The following is a 22,350-nucleotide window of genomic DNA, read 5'->3' as shown; positions in this document are numbered from 1 at the left end:
CCGCTTCTTCACACGTCGAGCGGACATCTGACATCTCTTTTGCCGGAGATCATTGCGATGACTCTTCCTCGCCGCCATCTGAAGTTACAACGCGTCGTGCTATGCCGGCGCACCCACGAGCGCCAGTTCCTGCTTCGCCCCGATGACACTCTTAACTCCATCATGGCCTACGAACTCCTACGGTCGGCAAAGCGTCACAACATCGCCCTCCACGGCTTCGTCGCAATGGGCAACCACATCCATATCGTCGCCACCGACCGCGAGGCCTCCCGCAGCCAGTTTATGCGCGACACCATTGCTGGCGTGGCCAAAGCTCGTAACCGCCACCTCAACCGGAGTGGATACCTCTGGGATAGCCGCGGCTATCACGATCTGGTGGTCCTCGATCGAGAAGCCCATGCCCGCCAACTTATCTACACATGGCTCAATCCGGTCCGTGCCGGCCTGGCGAAACATCCCAAACACTATCCCGGGTTCATGATTCTCCCGGAGCACTGGGGCAATCCCCTGCGCATCGAAAAGCCCAAAGGACTCTACGGCCGCCGCTCCCAGGAGGTCGTCGAGTTCACACCTCAGCCTCCCCCTGGCTACGAAGACATGAGCCTCGACGAGGTCAAAGCGCACTTCAATGCCTTACTACAAGACGCTCTTGCCGAACTCTTGGCTGAGATGCGTAAACAGAAGCGCCGCTTCAAAAAAACCACTTCCCTTCAGAAGATCCGCCCCACCTCGCGTCCAAAGTCGCCAGCGGTAAAACAACTCTCAGCGCCACGGTTCTGCGCCAGCACCCCTGAACTACAAGCCCGGGCCGAGAAGCGCTGGCGCACCTTTCAGGATGCTTATCGTCGCGCACGCGCTCGTTGGAAACGCGGTAAAGGTAACTGCACTTTTCCCAGTGGCACGCTCTGGCTGCGATGTCATACCCCGATTCAATGCAGCCCGACCGCCCCTGATGAGCCCGGAACAGTTTCCGTCTGCGTCTGAAATCTCCTGGCATTAACGTCCCTCCATCGCCCCCTGATTCAAAACAAACCTACAGCACTGCATTTCGTGCCGGGCAGTGCCCCTCCGTACTCGACTCATCCTGAGCAGCACCATCGAGCATTTTCTCCCCTCGTTATTCGCCAAACTTGCGTCTTCTTGGCCAAGATCCATGCTCTACGAGAACCGCAACCAGGCCAACGCCTTCCCAAACATCTTCATGATATGCTCGAAGCCTCTCCCGAGCTTGCCCCACCCTCGGATAACTTAACGATCGAAGTCCTACCCCTGACGTCCACGCACAAAATACTCCGCCAGTTCACTTTGAGCCCGGGCACGCAGCCGGGAAGGCTGCTCCGGATGATAGTTCAAGTCCAGTCCTGGCAGCTCTTCGATCTCATCGAACGCCAGCCACCGAAGCTCCTCATCCGGACTGTTCATCGCATCTACCAGCCAGCGCCATCTCGGCGTATCGTGGGCATCAAACCACCACCGACGCCACTCCGAGGGAGAGGGGCCAAGGGGCTGAAGCGTAATTTCCCGCAGCGCCCGATGCAGCCGCCGCTGCACCCGACCGCCATGATGTATTAACGCATCAACCAGGAGTGGAATCGCCTGGAGGTCCTTGAGCATTCGCAAATTCTCAGCAGCCTGCTCCACGCGAAAATCTTCCCCGTTCTGAGCGAGTTCATGACGCAGAGGCTCAATGACCAGATTCTCGAAATCCCCATGATGGCGATAGACAAAGAGCACCCTCTGCGCGATCTGACGCGTCTGAAGATCGCGATCAAAGAGCCGCCCCAACAACTCGTAAAGCAGATCATCTGCCGGCAACTCGGTGAGCAGGTAAGTTGCGTAGAATCGCAGCTCCAAGCTCGGGTGGGCGATATACTTACGCACGACCTGCAGCGCCGGCCGCCCCAGGCGCACTAACGCATCAAGCACCGGACCATGGTCGCTGACCGGCGGCAGCGTCTGAGAGGTGTACTGATAACGGTCGACAAAGATTCGCCCCGGAAAGAGCTCTTCCAACGGTGAGAGCATAGAGCTCCCCGCAGTCGCAACATGCTCGGCAGCAGCAAATGCCAGATCGCGATCGTGAGCCTCCAGCATTAAGAGACTCTCACTGATATCAACCGCAACCGGCCCCGAATCCAGAATCTCTTCGAGCGCCTCTACCGGCACCGAATGCGGCGTCACGAGCGCATCACGCTCCATATGCTCAAGCAGCTCTCCAACCCCTCGTGTACGCCTGGCGGGACTCATCCGCAGCGTCTCTCGTGGCTGAGCCTGCTCGGCCTCGCTGCGCTCCATCTCAGCGAGCCACTCTTTAGCCTGTACTGCCCGACCGCCGGTGGACAACTCATCTCTCACCGGCTCCGAGATCTCGCTGATAGAATGCGGCCCCACCCGCACCGAACGCACTTCTCCAACTCCCAGGAAGGTATGCCCTGTGGCCGAGTCCCCCAACTCCGTGACCTGCGACTCCTCCTCCCGAATCACATCTGAGCGCCCGACTCCAACCTCCTGGCGACGCCGCGGCCGACGAAAAATCTGTGCTTTCGGAACTCCGGAAGCATCCGCAGGAATATTCAACCCCCGAATCCCTGTCCCTCCTCCGGTTGCCCCAAAGACCGACGCACTCTTCTCGACGCCCTCCCCTGGAACAGGATGAAGTTCGGCCGTGGGTGCCGGCCTTGCCGACTCCAACGCTTCCCCCTTGCCCCTCTCGGCCTTCACACATGTCCCACCCTCGGAAGCTACTGCGTTGCTCTCTTCGAAGGCTTCCAGCTCAACTGCTCCCTCCCCTTCGCTTCTCTCACTCGCAAAGACCTCCTGTTTCTTGTCCTCCCCTCCAGAGAGCCGCGCACCGCGCTCTCCCTCCAACGAGGCCTGCTCCTCTGAGACCTCATTTAAGATATCGTTCCATCCCTGATCAGCCCTGCCTTCAGCGGCCACGGGCTCCGAGACATCCTCCCCGGAGAAACTTTCCTGCGGAGAAAGCGCTGGCATTCCAAAAAAAGTAGCGGCCGGATCTGGCGAAAGCGCCGTGGATCTAGCGTCGCCTCGTGCATCAGAAAAAGACGCCGGAGAGAAGTTCTGCGTAAGCGATGGCTCGTCATCACTTTCATCCTCACTTCCGGAACTCACTGCTCCAAAAGAGAGGCTTTCCTCACGACCAGGGGAATCTGACTCCGCACTAAACGCTGCCGGCGAAAAATTTGCAGTGTTCTCTAAAGACGCCCGACCGGAGAGAGGCTCCGAGACCTCCGAAGGAGCCGGAAAGGGAGGAAGCTCCACCAACGCATCCGTCCGCGAAGATTCCTGCGAAATACTCAACTCCCGGGGTGCGACATCAACGCCACTTTCATGACCCTCCAAACCTTCCGAGGGTGCGACATCAACGCCACTTTCATGACCCTCCAAACCTTCCGAGGGTGCGACATCAACCTCCTCCTTCCGTGCTTCAGAAGGCTCCTCCCAGGGCTGGGAAGCCTCCTCAATCACCTGGCTGATATCGACGATCTCCCAACGATGACGTTCGCGTTGCCGACTGGCGATCTGCATCTCGACGAGCGACTCTTCATAGCCCAGCCCCAACGTCCGATGAGGAGATGGCAGCGTTGGAATACGTTCGGCCGGGGGCGGCAGAAGCCCGACCTTGGCTCGCCGAATCAACTCTTCGAGTTGCTTCCCGACCTGGCTCGCCGCTTCAACCAGCCCATCAAATGAACCGGTCTCCTCCAGCACATCAAGCCGCACCCCGGACTGTGCATCAAAGGGAGCTCCCACAAGCGCCATCGCCGCCCGACCTCCGATTCGCACCGGAATCATCGCCAATAGAGGGGGCGCATTCGCCCCCAGAACCTCATAAAGCGGCCCCAGTTCCAGTGCGTCAGCATCCCCCGTGAGCAGCGCCTCTCGCTCCAGCAAGGTACTATCCACGACAGCCTGAGTGCGTCGCGCGCGCAACACACTCACATCGTTGAGTGAGGCATCGAGCTCCGGCCAATCTTCCTGAAAATAGGGCTGAACCCCGCTCTTCCCCACCACCACGATCAGACGCTTGGTCAACTGCCCACCCGCTAACCCCAGAAGCGCCTTGAGAAGTGCGTCACGATCGAAGCAAGACTCAAAAAAGTCCTGCACCTCCTGCGCCTCCCACTGGTCCGCCCGCAGACTGACCGAGGTTTTAAGCAGCTCGTAGAGTTCCGGCTGATCACCCGACGTTGCATACCCCATGGGAACGGGGTGCTCCCGAAGATAGTTCGCGGCAAACTCTGGGAGTTCATCCCCCAGGAAAACATGTCGAGCCTGAAGAAAACGCATCCGCGGCCAGACGTACTCGCGCAGCTGGCCCCCCAGACGCGCTTCAACAATCCCGCGGGCCATCGCGTTCAGCGGTTCGACCACCAACACATCAGCCCCTTCCCCCATACGACGACGCACCGGCACCAACTCGTACTCGCGCACCAGGTCTTCGCCCAACTCCCCCAGAAGTTCGCGCTCAATAAAGAGCCCCTCGCCATAACCCGCCGGTGGCAGCCCAAAATGCAACGACAGGCTCTCGAGCAACACCGTTTCGCTCAGCGCAGAACGAGACAGGAGCGCACTGGCGGCATCCGCCCCAAACTCCCGACGCAGAACGCTTCGAAGCTCCGGCTCAACCCAGCCCTCGTCGACCAGCCGGTCGATCACCTTGTCCTGCCGTCCCAAATCCAACCCCTCTCTCCCACTCTGCACAAAGCCATCGCAGCGGTGCCTCTCGAGGCCCCATCCTATGCGCGCCGAGTCAGGTCGGCAAGCACGGCTGGCACCTCTTCGGCCTGCTGGCACAGGGGTGAGACGGCTGTCGCGGAGCCGCTAAATTCAGAATCCGAGCGTCGCGCTGAGCAACGCCTGACGCCCCGCACCGAGCATCCCCGACCCATGATGCTGGTAGCGCTCATCGCTCAAATTTGTCAGAGCCAGATCCAACTCCAGCAGGGGAAGCGGGCGATAGCTCGCGCGCAAGTTCAGCGTGGCCCACCCGGGCGTCCCCCCGCACTCCTGCCCCACCTCCGCGGCGAGTTGTCCCGGAGCCACCTCGCAGATCCGGTAATCGCGGCGGTCACCACTGGAGAGACGCTCCTGAGCCCCGGCGCCCTGCACAAAAAGCGCCGCCTGCACCTCGGGCAGCGGGCTGTAACTCAGCCCGACCAGGTACTGCATCGGCGGCAGGCGCCGGGGCGTGGTCCAGTCTCGATCGCCGGCAAAGAGCCCGTGCAAAGGTCCCCCCTCAAAACTCGCATCAGGTTCTGAAGCCTCCACAGCCCCATCGATCAACGCCAGGTTTCCGTAGAGTGACACCCCAAAGAACGCCTCACTGCGCAGACCTGCTTCCAGCCCGTAATAATAGGCCTGGTCAGCATTGACCCGCACCCGCACCTGCTTGCCATCAACCTCACTTTGCCCCTGGTAGGTTCCGTCGACCCCGGTGATGCGATCGCTGATAAGACTCGCAAACACTCCGGCGCGAAGCTGCCCCAGGTAGGGCAGGCGACTCTTTAACCCCACCTCAAACGTATCGCTGCGCTCCGGCCCCAGCTCATCATTGGGAACCTCAAAGAAGTTCCCGGTATCTCCCAGGACCGTCGTCTCCTGAAGGTTCGGCGAACGAAACCCCTGACTCCAGTTGGCGTAGATGTTGTATCGCTGACCGACCAGCAGATTCAGCCCCAGCTGCCCCACCACCCCGGTATTGGCAAAACTCACATCGCCCAGCGTCGCGTTGACCCCGGGAGCAAAGGCCCGGGCATGCTCGACGCGCGCGCCACCGTTGGCCACCAGCTCCCGCGCTCCGTCCGACCACAGGCTAAACTCCCCATGGGCATAGCCCCCCAACGTGGAGTACGTCGAGCCATCGGCGAAGTTCCCCCGGGCAGCCAGCACAAACTCGCCGCCCCCACCGGCCGCATCTTCTCGGCGAGATGCCACCGCATCGAAGTAGCCTTCCCCGCCGGCGAGCACCCGTAACCTCTCGGCAGGAAAAAGCTCCACCCGAAAGCCTCCGCCAAAGGTTTGCACGGTATCCCGCAACCGCCGGCGACTCCCGATAAGCGAGTCATCCAGCGAAGCACAGCGCCGCAACAGCTCATCCGAGGGTGGAACATCGTCGCCAAACGTACACTTCACCCGCGCCGTCTGCTCATCCGTACGGTGATACGCGCCAAAGACCTCAAGCTCCGAGAGCGGCCCCAACTCGTCGCGCCGGAACGTCGCCCAGACCAGGTCATCGCTGTTATCGATCTCCCGCATCTGCCCAAGCCCGAGCTGGTCAGTGCGCTTGGCGCCCTCAATTGCGCCATGCAAATAGCGCAATTCCAGCTCGGTCTTCCCCGCCTCATCTGCAAGACGCATCCCCCCCTGATAAAATCTCTGCTCATAATCGCTGGCCAGCATCTCCCCCTCGGACTCCGCCGCCAGGAAGATCCCCTCGCCGCCACGCGAACCAACCGAGAGCCGATCGTGCGACATCATCGTCGCCCCGGCCATCGCACCCACCTTTGAAGTCCCCCACCCGCCGCGCAGATCGAATCCTCGCCCCAGATCGGCGGTGCGCCCTCGGAGCGTGACACGGATATCGCTCCCCTGCGTAGGAATCGCCTCCGGCTGCAGCTCAATGACCCCGCCCATCGCCCCGCTTCCGTAGAGGACGCTCCCCGGACCGCGCAACAGCTCCACCCGCGCCAACGCCCCCGGAGAAAGCGTGGCCAGATACTGGTTGGGACCGGTACGAAAAGTGGACTGATTAAAACGCACGCCGTCGACCAAAATCAGGTTCTCCGGCCCCACCAGCCCGCGCACATACACCGTCTCCGAGCCCCGGGTAGTGGCCTGAAGACTCACCCCGGGCTCCTCACTAAGCGCCTCCCCCAGCGAAACCGACTGACGCGCGGCCAGCTCTGCCTCGTCGATCACCGACACGCTGCGCTCCGCCTCAAACTCCGGCTGCGCCCGGCGCCCACTGACCGTCACACTCGCGATCGTCTCAACCTCGCCCGAAGCCTCCGAGCCCCGCTGCTCATCCTCAGATGTCAGCCCCTCTTCTGGAGACGTCGCAACGACGTCTTCGCCCTCCGGCACGCTTTCGGCACTCGCCACACCCGGCGCTGCCAGCAACGTGACCATCACACAGCGAGGAAACATGCTTCTGAAGACCGCCATCTACACACCTCTACAGCAGAACTCACATCATCAAAGGTTCAAAAAAGCACATCACAACTGACCTAACGCCAAAGGGCTATCACACGCAGCGCATCCCGCAAGTCGTTTATGGTTTTGATTGTCAATTTCAAAACCATCACTCACGAGGCATCTCACTTCTTACATATCCGGGCCTGCTTCTTCATCCCCCGGAAGAGAAATGTCCCACCCCCGGATGTGCCACAGCCTGGATGTGCCACAGCCTGAGAAATGTCCCACCCCCGGATGTGCCACAGCCTGGATGTGCCACAGCCTGAGAAATGTCCCACCCCCGGATGTGCCACAGCCTGGATGTGCCACCCCCGGATGCGTATTACCCTTGTAAACAAAGGCTCATCCGGAGCAAGACCCCTGATCCGGGGCTCACTCAAACTCGTTGAACGAGGACATTTTCGGCAGCGGAAACGAAGGGAAGCGCAGATCCAGGACCTGAAAGTCGGTCACCACGCTGACCACCTCCCCCTCCTCGTCCAATCCCACGTACGTCACGTAATGCCCGGGACCAAACCCGGTATCAAACGCGATGAGATTGAGCCCCTCGGGCATCGGCAGTTTCAGATCACGGCGTAAATCCAGGGAACCGAACCCGGGACCGCCACGCCGGCGCTTACGCAACCGGGCCAGAAGCAGACGCTCAAAATCATTATCTTCGGGCATCACGATCTGCTGATAGTCGATCAGCGCGCTGGCCGTCCTGGCATCGGTAAAACACCCTAATGACGAGTCGACCGGGTAACCCGGGTCTTCATCAATCGTATCCAGGAGCGAGGGCCGCGCCTGGTCGTGATTGGCTGCAGAAAGACTTAACTCCGCGGATTCCCAGCGCCGCACCGGCCCCTCGCCGACGCGCACCACCGCGTACGCATTGCGCCGCTCGTCGCGAAGCTCCGCCACCAACAGGTGGACCGGATAACGTCCCGGGGTCAGCTCCAGAGCAAAGGGCTCGGTATCGAGCGCATGCAGCGGATCGCAGGCGATCAGCTGGCCCGAGGGTAGGTTAATCGAACCCACCGAACGGCGATGGACCACAATATCGAAGCCCAGCCCATCGATGATGGTGCCGTCTTCAAAGTCGCGAAAAGCGTGAAAGCGCATGGGAGTGCCATCGGTAAGAGAGCGTGCGCCGCTTCTTCGCGACGCCGTCGCCTGTGCACTGCATGCTGTCGAAGCCGCAATGCACGTTGCCTTTACGAAACGAATCGCTACAGGCGTTCATTTCGATCGAAGGAGGCTAAAAAACACCGAAATCGGCGCTTCTCAGGCCTCGGCAGACGCTTCCCGAGAGCGCGCTCAGCCCTTCGGGCCCTGCTGTACCGCAATCCGGCAGAGCTCCAAAAAGCTCTCCGCCTTCAGGCTCGCCCCACCCACCAGACCGCCATCAATATCGGGCTGACCGATAAGCTCGGCAAAATTAGAGGGCTTAACACTCCCGCCGTAGAGAATTGGCATCGCCTGCGCCGTGGCCCGGTCATAAAGATCTTCGAGCACACCCCGCAAAAATCCGTGCACCTCTTGAGCCTGCTCTGGCGAGGCCGTCTTACCGGTACCAATGGCCCAGATCGGCTCGTAGGCCAGTACGACATCCTTCGCGTCTTCGGCGCCCACCCCCGCCAGCGCCGCACGTACCTGAAACTCGACCTTGGCCTGTGTCTGCCCGGCTTCACGCTCTTCCAGCGACTCCCCAAAACACACAATGGGGCGCAGCCCCTGAGCCAACATCGCTCGGGTCTTACGGTTGACCCCCTCGTCGCTCTCCCCAAAATACTGGCGCCGCTCACTATGCCCCAGGATCACATAACGTACGCCGACTTCTCGCAACATCGGCCCGGCCAACTCACCGGTGTACGCTCCCGACTCGGCCCAGTGCGCATTTTGGCTGGCCAGGAGCACCGGCGCCGAAGCCAGCGCCTCGCCAAGCGCTGCCAGATGCAGCGCCACAGGCGCCACAATCGCGGTCACCCCCTGGGTGGGAGCCCCCTCGGCAATCGCTCGTCCCAGCTCCAGAGCTTCGCGGCGGCCAAGGTTCATTTTCCAGTTTCCAGCGACAATAGGGGTGCGCATGGGAGCTCCCGGGGAAATCGATCGCCCGGTCCAAGATCGGACCTGCGCGCTCGAAGGTTCATGAAACGATGCACGTCAACACAATCATCACGCCTGAATCAGGCACTCATCGCCCATCACACTCGCACGTGGCGAGGGCTCCCTTCAAGGTTGCCCCCCGGATTCCCGAGCAGGGCCCGAGCGTGCAACAAACCCCGCCAAGGGCCCGTAAAACGCAACGCAATCACGTCACGTAAGCCCCTGAATCTGCTCGGATATCCAACCTCAGCAAGTCCCCCCTGGCGATGGTTCAGTCGATGGGATAGTTCGCCCGCAATGCGTCAATGCCCGGAAGGGACTTCCCTTCCAGAAGCTCCAGGCTTGCGCCACCACCGGTCGAAATATGGTCGAGCTGCTCGGCCACACCGGCCTTCTCGATCGCTGCCAGCGAATCGCCGCCACCGACCACCGTGAAGCCCTCGGCCTCGGCCATCGCTTGCGCGACCGCCAGCGTCCCTCGGGCAAACGCCTCGCGCTCAAACACACCCATCGGACCGTTCCAGAAGATCGTCGAGGCGCGCTTGATCGCCCGGGCGTAATCCGCGGCGCTTTGCGGACCAATATCCAGCCCCATCATCCCACCGGGCACCACGGCATCCTCGGTCACCGTGGCGTCATCCGAATCAAAACTCGGCGCGACGCGATGATCGACCGGCAGACGCACCTTCACGCCTTGAACCCGGGCGCGATTGAGAATCGAGGTGGCCTGATCGATATAATCGCGCTCCACCAACGAGTCGCCAACCCCAACGCCCTGCGCGGCCAGGAAGGTATAGGCCATCGCCCCGCCGATCAGGATCTCATCGACCTTGTCGATCAAACTCATCAACACGCCGAGCTTATCGCTGACCTTGGCACCTCCAACCACCGCCACAAAGGGCTTCTCCGGTCGGCTTAACAAGGTTCCCAGCCCCTTCAGCTCCTTGCGCATCAGGAGTCCGGCGGCCTTATGGTTGCGATCAAAGTACTTGTTGATCGTATACACCGAGGCATGCTTGCGATGGGCTGCCCCGAAGGCATCGTTCACATAAAAATCCGCCAATCCGGCGAGTTCTTTGGCGAACGCGTCATCACCGGCCTCTTCCCCGGGCTCAAAGCGCAGGTTTTCCAGCAACATCACCTGATGGCGCGGCTTCAGATCGGCGATGAGCTCGGCCACATCGGCGCCGACCACCGCCTCGGGAAAGACCACCTCCACGTCGTAGAGCAGCGTGTCGGTATCCAGGAGCTTGGCCAACTCGGCGGCCACCGGTTCCAGCGAATACGCCGGGTTCACTTTACCGCGGGGGCGTCCCAGGTGACTGCACAGGATCACCTTCGCGCCGGCCTCCAGGCAGTGCACGATCGTAGGCAACGCCGCGCGAATGCGGGTGTTATCGGCCACCTCTCCATTGGCAAGCGGGGTGTTAAAATCCACCCGGATCAGCACGCGCTTCTCATTCAGCTCAAGCTCGTCCACAAATTTGATGCCAGTGGTATCCATCGTGCGTTGCGCTCCGAAATCAGGAATTCAGACAGGGGGCCGGAACCGGGCTATACCGCATAGCCCGGCCCTTACTCCGGTCGCGCGCCCAGAACCGGACGCGCAACCGGAGCTAAAAACACATGCCGATCACGCCGTGATCAGATCTTGCCGGCGATAAACTTCGCCACATCGATCATGCGGTTGGAGAATCCCCACTCGTTATCGTACCAGGAGACCACCTTGATGAAGTCATCTCCCAGGGCCATCGTCGAGAGGGCATCTACCGTGGAGGAGTTGCTGTTGCCGACGTAATCCGACGAGACCAGCGGCTCATCGCAGTATCCCAGGATCCCCTTAAGCGGACCTTCGGCGGCCTCACGGAACGCCTGATTGACCGACTCCACCGACGCCTTCTTGTTCAGGCGCACCGTCAGGTCGATGCAGGAGACGTTGGCCGTAGGCACGCGAATGGCCATGCCGTCGAGCTTGCCCGTGAGCTGCGGCAGAACTTTGGTCACTGCGATCGCCGCGCCGGTGGTCGTCGGAATCATGTTGACCGCCGCCGCACGCGCCCGACGGAAGTCCGAGGGGTGCGGGGTGTCCAGAATCACCTGGTCGTTGGTGTAGCTGTGCACCGTGGTCATCAGCCCCTTTTCGATGCCAAACACATCGTCCAGAACCTTGGCGACCGGGGCCAGGCAGTTGGTGGTGCAACTGGCCACGTCCACAATCTTCATCTCGGGCTTAAAGTCGTCCTGGTTCACGCCCATGCACATCGACAGGTCCACGCCTTTGCCCGGCGCCGAGATCAGCACGCGTTTGGCGCCGGCCTCCAGATGCCGCGCGGCCTGTTCGCGCTTGCGGAACACCCCGGTGCTCTCCACCACCATATCCACGCCCAACTCGCCCCAGGGGAGCTCCGCCGGGTCGCGCAGCGCGCTGACCTTGAGCAGCTTGCCGTCAATGAGGATGCCCCCTTCGACCGCTTCGACCTTGCCCGGGTAGGTGCCATGCACCGAGTCGTATTTAAAGAGCACCGCGAGCTGCTCCGGGCTGGTCAGGTCGTTGACCGCCACAAGCTCCACATTCGGGTCGGCCAGCGCAATACGTCCCACGCAACGTCCAATACGTCCAAACCCGTTAATCGCAATTTTGGTAGCCATATCGTCTCCATTGAGGTTGAAAAGTAGCGCTCGCCAGGCCGCCACTGCGGCGCATCAGCGCGCTGTTTCTCTAACATCACCGCCGCCAATGCAAGGCTCTGTCCGCCGCCACAGACTCGATCTCTGCAGGGAGCTTAGGCACGCCCCCCCTCCAAACAAGACACGCCCGGGCCCGGCCGCCGGGAATGCGCCCGACCGGCACCGAGATTGCATCAGAAGACGCGCGTGAAGCCTGGACTCGCCCCTCTCAACACCGGGTTGCCCCGTGGCCCGTTGTGGGCTAGTAGGTGCGCACATTTCTTCACGTGTCTACATTTTAGATTCCCTCCCCGGGAACCTGGCGAGAGCCTTCATTCTGTGGTGATAAGGAGATCGCGATGGGGCTGGCGATTGGCGTCGGAGCGCTGGTTCGCTTCGAACAAAAAAATCCGAAAGCGGCCGAAGAGATGCGCCGCGACCTGGCGTACATCAACACCGTGCTGGAGCGCGAAGGACTGCCCACGCACCAGGAGCCGGAGTCCTTCGACGAACTTGAGGATCCGTGGCCGCCTACGCGCGCCTCACTCAACTCCTTTCCCTACTCCTGGCTGCACTACCTGCGGCGCTTTGCCGCGCACGTGATACGCGATCCTCGCTGGATCCCCTACCCGGTTGAACCCGGCGAAGATCCGGCCGACGATCCGGTCCTCCGCCAACTCTACCGTCAGCTCCAATCCCACCTGTTATGCCATTCCGACAGCGAGGGCTATTATCTGCCGGTGGACTTCGACGAGATCTTCTTTGATCCCAAACACAAGATCCGCGGCGGCGCGCTGGGCTCCTCCTACCGCCTGCGCGAAGAGCTCCTGCTCCTGACCGACCCTCTCGAAATCGAGGTCGACGAAGAGGGCAATCTCGACGACGACTACGCCGCCGAACTCGCCGCGCAGCGCCCCACCGGGGCCCCTTTTGCCATTGAGCGCCTGATCTGGATCTCGCTCTACGAGGCCGCCCGGCTGAGCATCGAGCACAAGACCGCGATCGTCTTCTTCTAGTTCCCGCACGTCCCGGTGTTTGCCGAATCTGCGCCGCGCAGATGTCCCACCCTCGGACACGCACGCCGCCCTCGATCGAGCCGCCTCTGGCGGCCCAAAATGTCCAAAATGTCCCACCCCCGGACCGGGTTCGATCGCATCCATACAGGCCGATGCCCGCGTCAAGACAGGTCGTCTCCGGGCAGGGACGCGCGATAGAGGGGACGCCCCACCTCTTCGGGATCACCGGCCGGATCGTCCTCGAAAGGCTCGTGTGACTCACATGAGCAGGGAATCACCTGCGGCTCCACCCGATAAAAACGCGCCAGCTCCCGGTAGAGCTCGGGAGCGTGCTCCAAAAGCACATCCGGCAGTTCAAAAAACGCCTCGGTGGACACGGCAAAGAACTCGGCCTCGTCCTCCGCGGCATAGAGGTCCAAAAAGGACGCTTCCGGATTCTGGCGCAGGTCCTCAAAATAGTACTGGAAGACGCGTGCCCAGGGCTCATAATCATCGCCCCTGTGCAGCATCGGGGTGCCGTCAAAGTACCCGCTGCTCACGTCGAGCATATGGGCAAACTCGTGAAGCATGGGGTTGTAACCGCTGCAGGGGTAGGCCAGCCCCTCCTGGCAGGCCGGCCAGCTCAGCACCACCGTGCCAAAGGGGTGCGCCTCGCCATGGACCGGGCCCTCAAAGGGGTCATCGGGGCGCACAAAATCCTGACCGTAGATCACGATCTCACTCAGGCGAGCAAAGGCATCAAGCGGCAATCCGCGCGCCATACGAGCGCCCTGGAGTGCCACTTGCAGGCGAACCTCCTCGGTGAGTTCAAACCCGGCGGCCCCCTCCCAGTGTTTGTGTTTCACGAGGATCTTGAGGTGATCTTCAAGCCCTCTGCGCTCCCTGCTGTCCAACTCTCTGGCAAAGGGCAGCGCCTCATCGAGGGCCTCTTTCCATTCCGGCGGCAGAGGTTCCTTGAGGAGTTTTTTGCGACGCAGATAATGAAAGAATCCGAACATAGAAGAGACCACAAGGGGTTAGAGCCCGGGGGCTTAGGGCGCTGCCCTGATACCGGTCGGTTTCAGGCGATACACCAGCTCTCGACAAGGGCCCGGGAACTTACCAACGTGAATCGCACACTGTGTAGAACTTGATAGCGACTCCTGGCGAGGCTAGGACAGATCTCTGAGCTGCGATGATTCGCTAAATACTTTGAATACCATTGCTTAGAAGGTGTGGAAGTGATCGTAAACTTAAAGGTTTCGGGTCTAAAGATGGTGCGCGCGCTGGTCGTCGTCTTTTGCGTACTCATTGCGTGGTCCTCGGTGGCATCGGCTCAGGAGCAGGCTCCGCTGCGCCTGGGCTATCTCAACACCGCGGGCGACAGCGGAGAGCGCGCCTACACGAGCATCGAAGACGCGCTCAAGGAGAGCACGCAGATCGAACTTCTGGATGCGCGCGACGTCCTGCAGGCTGCCCAGGGGCTGGGCCTGGATCTCTCGGCCTTCCGCCAGAGCTCGCAGCGCGAGGAGAAGCGCGCGATCTTTTCCAACCTGATGTCTCAGGAGAACATCGAGGGGCTGCTGATCCACGACGTCTTCGGCGGCGGCAACACCCTCCAGGTGGTGGTGCTGGGGCCGCGCGGCGAGGAGCTGGCCGATGTGCGCTACCGCATTCGCCGCGGGCGCATTGATCAGGAAGGCGTCCTTGAGGTGCTGCGCCAGGTCTTCTCTGAGCTGGTTCCGGTAGTCCTTGACTACCGCGAGCAACAGGAAATGGAGCGTCAACGCGCGCTCGAAGCCCAGGAAAGAGAACGAGCGCAACAAGCGCAGACTCCGGCTCAGGTGGAGCCCCTGGAAGAAGATCCCCGGGAAGCGGCGCTGGCCCACCACCGCGAGCGTTTTGGCAACCTTCGCCCGCACCTCAAGCTCCGGGCCGGTCTGGTCGCCGGCCAGCGCATGATGCGTCAGAGCACCGACACAGCCTTTGAGATCAACCACAACACCCCGCTCCTGGGTGGCGGCGCGCGCATCGACGCGATGCTGGCCATTCTCAATGGCGGTCGCGCCGCCCTGGAAGTAGGCGCCCACTTCGACATCGCTCCCTATACCTCGCGTTTCGCCGACGAAGAACTCGCCGGCCAGTACATGCGCGGCGGTGGGGAGGTGCGCTACGTGCGCGGATTCAGCCCCTCGGTGCAGGGCCGGGCCATCCTGGGCGCCGAACTTCTCAGCGCAACCCTGGCCCCCAACTCCCTGTATACCGGCCACAGCTACCTGGCCGCCCATCTGGGCCTGGGCCTGAGCTACGCATTTGGCGAGTTGGCTCAGCTCAACCTGGCGGCGCTCTTCACGCCGGTGCTCAGCGGTACCAACTCCGCCGGGGCCTATGGCGAGGGGAACTTTGGTCCCAGCGCCGCCGCGCGGGTAGGGCTGACAATCGACGCCCTGGAGCCCTTCCTCCTCGGCGTCGATTACACCTACCAACTCCACCTGCGCGAGTTCCCCGAGCCGAGCATCGTCGACGCCGCGGTCAACTCCCGGGACCAGTTCCACACCGCGCTCATCTCGGTGGGCTACCGCTTCGACTTCGGCTCCTGAGCCGGCGGCTCAGGCCTGGGTGGCGATCATGAACTCCCGGATCATCTTGGCGCTCAACGCCGAGGTGATCCCGGCGTGATCCAGGGGTGGGCTGGTCTCCACCAGGTCGAATCCGACCAGGTGCTTAAAGCTCGGCAAGAAGCGCGCAATGGCCAGCGCCTGATGGCTGCTCAGCCCCCCGGGCTCCGGGGTCCCGGTCCCGGGAGCGTAGGCCGGATCCACAGCGTCGATATCGAAGGTGCAGTACACCGGCCGATCGCCCCAGAGCTCGCGCACCTTCTCCAGTTCTGCCAGCAGCTCCGCAGTCGACTCGCTGTGAATCTGGGGGATATGCCGATGCGCGAACTCGGCCTCCTCGGCCGGTCCGCTGCGCACGCCGATCTGTACCAGGCGCGGAGGCTGGTCTTCGGCGCTCATTTCCAGCGCGTTCCAGCACAAGCGCAGCGCGGTGGCGTGGCTGAGCTCCTGCTCGGCGTAGGTGTGACGAAGATCGAAATGCGCGTCCACATGCAGAATCACCGCATCCGGAAAGTGCTTCGCGATGGCGCGCACAATCCCCGCGCTCACCAGGTGCTCTCCCCCCATGGCCACCGGACGTTTGCCGGCCTGCAGGATCTGATCGACGGCCGCTTCAATGACATCCAGACACTGTGCCGGATTGCCAAAGGGCAGCTCCAGATCGCCGGCATCATAAAAGGTGTCGGCCTCCAGGCCCCGGCGCTGCTCCACCGAGTAATCTTCCAGATTGTCGGAGAAGTAGCGGATCTCGCGCGGCCCCAGGCGCGTGCCGGTGCGAAAGCAGCACGTAAAATCCATGGGGATGCCAAAGAGGATGTTGCGGGCGGCCTCAAAGCTCTCACCGGAGCCCAGGAACTGTCCGTAGGGTTTTTCTGCAAAGCTCATCAGGATCTCCGCGAAGCGAGGGTAAGCGTAGGGCGAATATTCGCCGCGGCGAGCCTTTAGCTTAAAAGGTTAGCGGGAGCAACGACGGGGGAGGATCGTGGGGTTGAGGCTTGACGTGAGCGCTGGTGGATCTACCATCTGCCCATTCCAATATGAACTGCGCTGGCGAGTGACCTGGGAAGTATCGCGGTCGGGTCGACTCCTCTGTTTTCAGGGGAGACGTGCGCGCCGCGAACTGCCTTAAGGAGCTCTCTATGGAAATCCCTGCGCGACACAGCCCCACGCTTGACCTCAACGATCTGCCTCCGGAATCGACTCGGCGCGCCAGCGAAGAGACTGTCACCAGCTACAATCCGGCCACTCAGCTGGCGATCGGTGAGGTTCCGCGAGTCCTGGCGCACCACGCGCCAGCGGTGATGGAGCGGGCCAGGGAGGCGCAACGGGCCTGGCGGCGGCGTCCCCTGACACAGCGGGTGGAAGTTATCGACAAGATCCTGGCCGGCTTGATGACCTGGCGCGACGATCTTCTGGAGCTGGTGGTCGAGGAGCTGGGGATGACGCCGCTGGAAGCCCGTCGCTCCTGGTGGCGTTTGATGGCGCTGATGCGCACGGTACTACGGCGCGCCCCGCAACTTCTGGGCGATGAGGAGCTCGATCTCGGCAGCGGCCTCTGGGCCAAGGGACGCGAGCGCGGCTTTGCGAGCTGGCGGCCCCGCGGCGTGGTGGTCTGTGCCGCCAGCTCCTATGAGGTGCTGGAAACCACCGTCGCCCAGGCGCTCTCCGCGCTGGTGGCGGGCAACGCCGTGGTGGTGGTCAGTGATGAAGGCGCCCCACTGCTCTTAAGCTCGGTGGCCAACGTGGTGGCCCAGGCCGGCGTAGGCGCCGGCCTGTGGACCGGGGTATGCGGCGGCGACGAGTTGGCCGAAGCGCTGGCCCGGCAGGCCGACGCGATCATCACCCATCATTCGGCCTCCTCCGTACGTCGACTTCGCGCCGCGGCGGCCGAACGCCTGATCCCGATCTGGGGCCGGGCGCCCGGCGCCGACGTGGCCGTGGTGCTCAACGACGCCAACCTGGTGGAGAGCGCCCGGGCGGTGGTCTGGAGCGCGATGTGCGGGGCGGGCCGACGCCAGACGGCGATCCGCCGGGTGTGGGTCCAGCAGTCAATCGCCGCGGTCTTCACCGACCAGGTTGTCGCCGAAGTGCTACGCCTGCGCCAGGGAGTCCCCGGCGTCGAGGATATCGAGGTGGGGCCGCAGGCCGACTTCGCACAGGTCGAACACCTCGAAGAGCTGATCGATGATGCCGTGGAGAAAGGCGCGAAGCTGCTGGTCGGAGGCTCCCGGCGCCGCCGTTGTGAGGGAGCCTTCTTTGAACCCACGGTTATCGCGGGTGTCGATGAGACGATGCGCCTGTGGCAGGCGCCGGTGCCCGGCCCCATTGTAGCGCTCACCGTGATGCGTTCGCCGGCCGAAGCCTCCATGCGCTGCCGGGAACAGGGGGGACCGGTGCGCGCATCAATCTTTAGTAAAAGCGTGAGCGTCGCCCGGGAGGTCGGTCAGCAGTTTGAGGCGGCGGTAGTGGCGATCAATGAGCCGGCCGGCGACCTGCCGCCGGAGCCCGGCGAGCGCGAGGCCGCCTGCGGCGGCCTCCGCGACCTCGACCCCCTCCACGCGCTCCGCGCCTCCTCTCGCCGCAAAATTTTCGTCGAAGCTCGGGTCAACCCGAGGAGTCGCCTGCGTCTGCGTGGCTTTGAGGACTCCGAACGTCAACTGCGTCTGCTCGATACCCTCATCGCCCTTCGCTTTGAGTCTGGAGTCGTCTCCCGGATCACCCGCCTATGGCGCCAACTTCGGCCTCAATAACCAGGTCCGGGGGGCGGCGCGCCACGCTGTACAGCCCCCCGGGCCAGCGATAGAGTGGGAGCTCGGTGAGCCGGGCAACCTCAGGACGGGTTGCCTATGCCGGCCGATCTTCTGGAGGCGTTTTCATGAGTGATGCACTGGAACTGGCCAGCCTGCTGCTGGATCGAATCGAAGAAACCGAGGACGAGGAGCGCTACCGCGACCTGCGTGATCAACTCTATGCGCTGGGCACCCCGATCCTGGAATGTCTGCGTGCGAACCTGAGCCACCGCCATCACCTTCGGCGCATGGCAGCAGCAACGAACCTGGGGCGACTGGGCGACCGAGAGTCGATCCCGAAGTTGGTGACACTGATCCACGATCCCCACGCCGGAGTGCGCGAGATGGCGCTCTTCTCGCTGGGCATTTTGGGCGATGCGTCGGCCACCGAGGCGGTCCTGGGCGCCATGCACGACTACGATGCCGATGTACGCTACCGGGCGCTGGTCGCCCTGGGAGATCTCGGCTACGCGCACCTCGAAGAAGTTCTCATCCGCGCCATGGAAGACGAGTCCTACGGGGTGCGCGAGCAGGCCCTGAGCCAGCTGCGCGCCGTCGGCACGCCCCGCTGTCTCCCGGTTGTGCTCAAGGCCCTGCTGGAGCGCGAGCTTGAGATGCAGCAAAGCGCCGAAGAGATCCTCGATCGCCTGGTGCCCCGGCTGACCCGAGAGCAGTATAAGAAGCTCCCCGACCAGCTCACCCCTCGCGAGCGCCGGCTGGTGCTCAACTACCTGGAAGCCCGCAACCTTCAGGAAGTCTACAGCACGCTCTGGCAACGACTGCAGCTCGTCTCCAAGACCTCCTCACAGACCCGCGGTCTGGATAAATACGGTCGTCTCCTGCATACCGACGAGGAACGCCCCCACCTATTGCGGGCCTTTGAGCGCGACGAAACGCTCGACACGCTGGTGCGCCACTTCAGCGATCCCCACAGCCGCCGCTCCATCCTCCTGGTCGGGGAGGCCGGAGTGGGTAAAACGGCCCTGATCCACGAAGCCGCGCGCCAGCTCAGCCAGAGCGACGCCAGCTGGCAGATCCTGGAGACCAACACCAGTGAACTCATCAGCGGCACCCGCTATCTTGGCGACTGGGAAACCAAGCTCAAGGAGATGGCCGAAGCCATCCTCAAACACGAGCGGGTCCTGCTCTACATCACCAATCCCAACGATCTGCTCGGGGCCGGCGCACACTCCAAGAGCGATGAAAACTTCGCCGACTTCTTCAAACCCTTCCTGGAACGCGGTCAGCTGCGCATGATCGCCGAGTGCACCGAAGAAGACCTCAAGCAGGGTCTGAGCCGCGATCCGGGCTTTTTGCGACTCTTTCGCCAGATCAAAGTCCAACCCATGGACGAGCACCAGACCCTCTCGGTGCTGGCTCGCCGGCTGACGCTGTCCAACGAGGCTCAGGAGCGATCCCTGCGCGCCGAGCCGGGCTGCCTGGAAGAGATCCGCGACTTCGCCGAAAGCTTCTACACCCGTAGTTTTGCCCCCGGCCGCGCCTGCGACCTGATGGATGCCCTGGTGGACTTCACGGTGAGGCAGAACAGCGAGTCGAGCGACTCCGGCGAACTTGTGCTGCGCAGCAAGAACATCCCGCAGTGCCTGGCCGAAGTCACCGGCATGAGCCTGGACCTGCTCGACGACTCCCTGCCCCTGGATCTGGAAGAGACCCGCACCTGGTTCACCTCGCGTCTCATCGACCAGGAGCGCGCCGTCGACGCCATCGTCGATCGCCTGGCCATGGTGAAGACGGGCATGAGCGACCCCTCACGGCCCCTGGGAGTCTTCTTCCTGGTGGGACCTACCGGTGTGGGTAAAACCTACTTCACCAGGTTGGTGGCCGAGCGCCTCTTCGGCTCAGCCTCGCGCATGGTTCGCTTTGACCTGAGTGAGTATCAGGGACGTTTCGCTCTGGAAAAACTTATCGGCTCCCCCCACGACAAAGACCGCGAGGGACTGCTGACCGAGGCCATCCGCAATCAGCCTTTCTCGGTGCTGCTCTTTGATGAGTTCGAAAAAGCCGACGCCGAGATCTTCAACCTCTTTTTGCAGATCCTCGACGAAGGCCGCCTTACCGACGCCCGCGGGCGCACCACCGACTTTCGTCAGACGCTGATCTTTCTCACCAGCAACCTGGGCGCCTCCCGCACGAATATGCAAACCCCGGGGTTCAACTCCGGCGACCGGCGCCAGGAACAGGGCGATCATATCCGCAACAAGCTCCACGAGTTCTTCGCGCCGGAGTTCCTCAACCGCCTGGATGAAGTGCTGGTCTTCAACTCCCTGAGCCCCGACGCCATGGAACGCCTGGTCGAGCTGGAGACCCGCAAGGCTTTTGAGCGCCGTGGATTTAAACGCCGCCACCTCCAGGTCGAGGTTGACCCCGCCGCCCGCCAGTGGCTAGAAGCGCGCGGGTTCAGCGAGCGTTTTGGCGCCCGCGAGCTCAAACGCACCATCGAAAAACACGTGCTCACGGCCATCAGCCGGGCGCTGCTGGAGACCCCGAGGCCTCTTTCCGCCCGCCTGGTGCGGGTGGGCGTGGTCAATCATCGGATCCACGTGACGCTGCACAAAGCCCCCTCCTCCCCGACCAAATCGCCCTCCCTACCCCGCGAGCCCCGCGCGCCGAGTCGGGTGGAGACGCCCTGATCCCCTCCTTCTGTTGGTTTTAGATACTTGAGAGCAGTCATGGAAGACGTCGAGCGCTTCTTGAGCGAGCGCGGCCTGCCCACCGGCGGGGCGCGTTCAGCGCGTCTGGAGCATTATCTGGAGCTGCTTCTGCAGTTTAACGAGGCCATGAACCTCATCGGCCCGATGGGACGTCAGGAGGTCATCGATGAGCTCTTCATCGATAGCCTCGTCGCCGCCGAGGCCCGGCCTCCGGCCGGCCCCATCCTGGATGTAGGCACCGGCGCCGGCCTTCCCGGACTGGTCCTAAAAATCGTGTACGAGGAGCTCCCCATCACCCTGGTGGAGCCGCGTCGCAAGCGCGCGACCTTTTTGAAGATCGTCACCCATCGCCTGGGCCTTAGCCACGTCACCATTCATAACGAGCGCATCGAAGACGTGCACGAACGCGACTTCGACGTGGTGATCTCCAAGGCCTTCCAGCCCCCGCTGCAGTGGCTGGAAACCGCGCGTCCCTTCATCGCCTCACAGGGGGCCGTGATCTGCATGGCCCGAAAGCACGACCGCAACGAGCTGGAAGCAAAAGCAGACGAACTCGGACTAACCCTGGTAAGAAGCGCGGCCGGCGCCGGAGAGGGCCCCGAACAACGTGTGACCTACGCGTTTGAAGTGCCCGGTCAGCCCTGATCCCGCCACCTCCGAACACCGAGACGACTTCGACCGCATAGACACTCGGCCTTGTCGCACCCTCGGTTGCGCACATACCCCGCGGTTGCGCACATACCCGGTCGCGCACATACCCCGCCACCTCCGAACACCGAGGCGACTTCGACCGCATAGACACTCGGCCTTGTCGCACCCCCGGACGCGCATATACCCATCGCCTGGGCCTTAACCACGTCACCATTCATAACGAGCGCATCGAAGACGTGCACGAACGCGACTTCGACGTGGTGATCTCCAAGGCCTTCCAGCCCCCGCTGCAGTGGCTGGAAACCGCGCGTCCCTTCATCGCCTCACAGGGGGCCGTGATCTGCATGGCCCGAAAGCACGACCGCAACGAGCTGGAAGCAAAAGCAGACGAACTCGGACTAACCCTGGTAAGAAGCGCGGCCGGCGCCGGAGAGGGCCCCGAACAACGTGTGACCTACGCGTTTGAAGTGCCCGGTCAGCCCTGATCCCGCCACCTCCGAACACCGAGGCGACTTCGACCGCATAGACACTCGGCCTTGTCGCACCCTCGGTTGCGCACATACCCCGGTTGCGCACATACCCCGCGGTTGCGCACATACCCGGTCGCGCACATACCCCGCCACCTCCGCACATCGAGACGACTTCGACCGCA

15 protein-coding genes are annotated in these 22,350 nt (G+C 62.5%); 7 read left to right on the top strand and 8 right to left on the bottom strand.

Annotation, left to right across the window (positions count from 1 at the left end; genetic code table 11):
- Positions 1-57: 57 nt before the first annotated feature.
- A complete protein-coding gene (locus DL240_RS13865; RefSeq protein WP_111730504.1) occupies positions 58-984 on the top strand; it encodes a hypothetical protein in 927 nt (308 codons plus the stop codon).
- Between the two features lie 279 nt (positions 985-1,263).
- Here the strand turns inward: DL240_RS13865 and DL240_RS13860 are convergent, their stop codons facing one another.
- The 6 genes from DL240_RS13860 to gap form a co-directional block, all read right to left on the bottom strand.
- Complete coding sequence (locus DL240_RS13860) at positions 1,264-4,704, bottom strand: hypothetical protein (protein ID WP_111730503.1); 3,441 nt, start codon at positions 4,702-4,704, stop codon at positions 1,264-1,266.
- A 147-nt stretch (positions 4,705-4,851) separates the two neighbouring features.
- On the bottom strand, positions 4,852-7,188 hold the full coding sequence (locus DL240_RS13855; protein ID WP_111730502.1) for a TonB-dependent receptor: 2,337 nt from the start codon (positions 7,186-7,188) through the stop codon (positions 4,852-4,854).
- A gap of 402 nt (positions 7,189-7,590) precedes the next feature.
- Complete coding sequence (locus DL240_RS13850; protein WP_111730501.1) at positions 7,591-8,322, bottom strand: DUF4241 domain-containing protein; 732 nt, start codon at positions 8,320-8,322, stop codon at positions 7,591-7,593.
- 195 nt (positions 8,323-8,517) lie between these two features.
- Positions 8,518-9,288 carry a triose-phosphate isomerase gene (tpiA, locus tag DL240_RS13845; RefSeq protein ID WP_111730500.1) on the bottom strand — a complete coding sequence of 257 codons (771 nt, stop codon included), beginning with the start codon at positions 9,286-9,288 and terminating at the stop codon, positions 8,518-8,520.
- Between the two features lie 289 nt (positions 9,289-9,577).
- Positions 9,578-10,810, bottom strand: coding sequence for a phosphoglycerate kinase (locus DL240_RS13840; protein ID WP_111730499.1), 1,233 nt, complete (start codon positions 10,808-10,810; stop codon positions 9,578-9,580).
- A 140-nt stretch (positions 10,811-10,950) separates the two neighbouring features.
- Positions 10,951-11,955 carry a type I glyceraldehyde-3-phosphate dehydrogenase gene (gap, locus tag DL240_RS13835; protein WP_111730498.1) on the bottom strand — a complete coding sequence of 335 codons (1,005 nt, stop codon included), beginning with the start codon at positions 11,953-11,955 and terminating at the stop codon, positions 10,951-10,953.
- Between the two features lie 377 nt (positions 11,956-12,332).
- Between gap and DL240_RS13830 the strand changes: the two genes are divergently transcribed.
- Positions 12,333-12,989 carry a hypothetical protein gene (locus tag DL240_RS13830; protein ID WP_111730497.1) on the top strand — a complete coding sequence of 219 codons (657 nt, stop codon included), beginning with the start codon at positions 12,333-12,335 and terminating at the stop codon, positions 12,987-12,989.
- 161 nt (positions 12,990-13,150) lie between these two features.
- Here the strand turns inward: DL240_RS13830 and DL240_RS13825 are convergent, their stop codons facing one another.
- Positions 13,151-13,987, bottom strand: coding sequence for a M90 family metallopeptidase (locus DL240_RS13825; protein ID WP_111730496.1), 837 nt, complete (start codon positions 13,985-13,987; stop codon positions 13,151-13,153).
- Positions 13,988-14,209: 222 nt separating this feature from the next.
- Between DL240_RS13825 and DL240_RS13820 the strand changes: the two genes are divergently transcribed.
- Positions 14,210-15,568, top strand: coding sequence for a hypothetical protein (locus DL240_RS13820; RefSeq protein ID WP_146618299.1), 1,359 nt, complete (start codon positions 14,210-14,212; stop codon positions 15,566-15,568).
- A 9-nt stretch (positions 15,569-15,577) separates the two neighbouring features.
- On the opposite strand, the gene speB is transcribed toward DL240_RS13820, so the two are convergent.
- Positions 15,578-16,471, bottom strand: coding sequence for an agmatinase (gene speB / locus DL240_RS13815; RefSeq protein ID WP_111730494.1), 894 nt, complete (start codon positions 16,469-16,471; stop codon positions 15,578-15,580).
- A 254-nt stretch (positions 16,472-16,725) separates the two neighbouring features.
- Between speB and DL240_RS13810 the strand changes: the two genes are divergently transcribed.
- From DL240_RS13810 to DL240_RS20510, 4 genes are all read left to right on the top strand, one after another.
- Positions 16,726-18,336 (top strand): aldehyde dehydrogenase family protein, encoded by a 1,611-nt coding sequence (locus DL240_RS13810; RefSeq protein WP_111730493.1) that lies wholly within the window; start codon positions 16,726-16,728, stop codon positions 18,334-18,336.
- A 125-nt stretch (positions 18,337-18,461) separates the two neighbouring features.
- Positions 18,462-21,026 (top strand): AAA family ATPase, encoded by a 2,565-nt coding sequence (locus tag DL240_RS13805; protein WP_111730492.1) that lies wholly within the window; start codon positions 18,462-18,464, stop codon positions 21,024-21,026.
- Between the two features lie 39 nt (positions 21,027-21,065).
- Positions 21,066-21,692, top strand: coding sequence for a 16S rRNA (guanine(527)-N(7))-methyltransferase RsmG (gene rsmG / locus DL240_RS13800; protein ID WP_111730491.1), 627 nt, complete (start codon positions 21,066-21,068; stop codon positions 21,690-21,692).
- A 74-nt stretch (positions 21,693-21,766) separates the two neighbouring features.
- On the top strand, positions 21,767-22,183 hold the full coding sequence (locus DL240_RS20510; RefSeq protein ID WP_111730490.1) for an RsmG family class I SAM-dependent methyltransferase: 417 nt from the start codon (positions 21,767-21,769) through the stop codon (positions 22,181-22,183).
- Positions 22,184-22,350 lie beyond the last annotated feature (167 nt).

This window comes from Lujinxingia litoralis (assembly GCF_003260125.1).
Lineage (GTDB): Bacteria > Myxococcota_A > Bradymonadia > Bradymonadales > Bradymonadaceae > Lujinxingia > Lujinxingia litoralis.
This window is presented reverse-complemented; position numbering and strand designations above follow the sequence as displayed.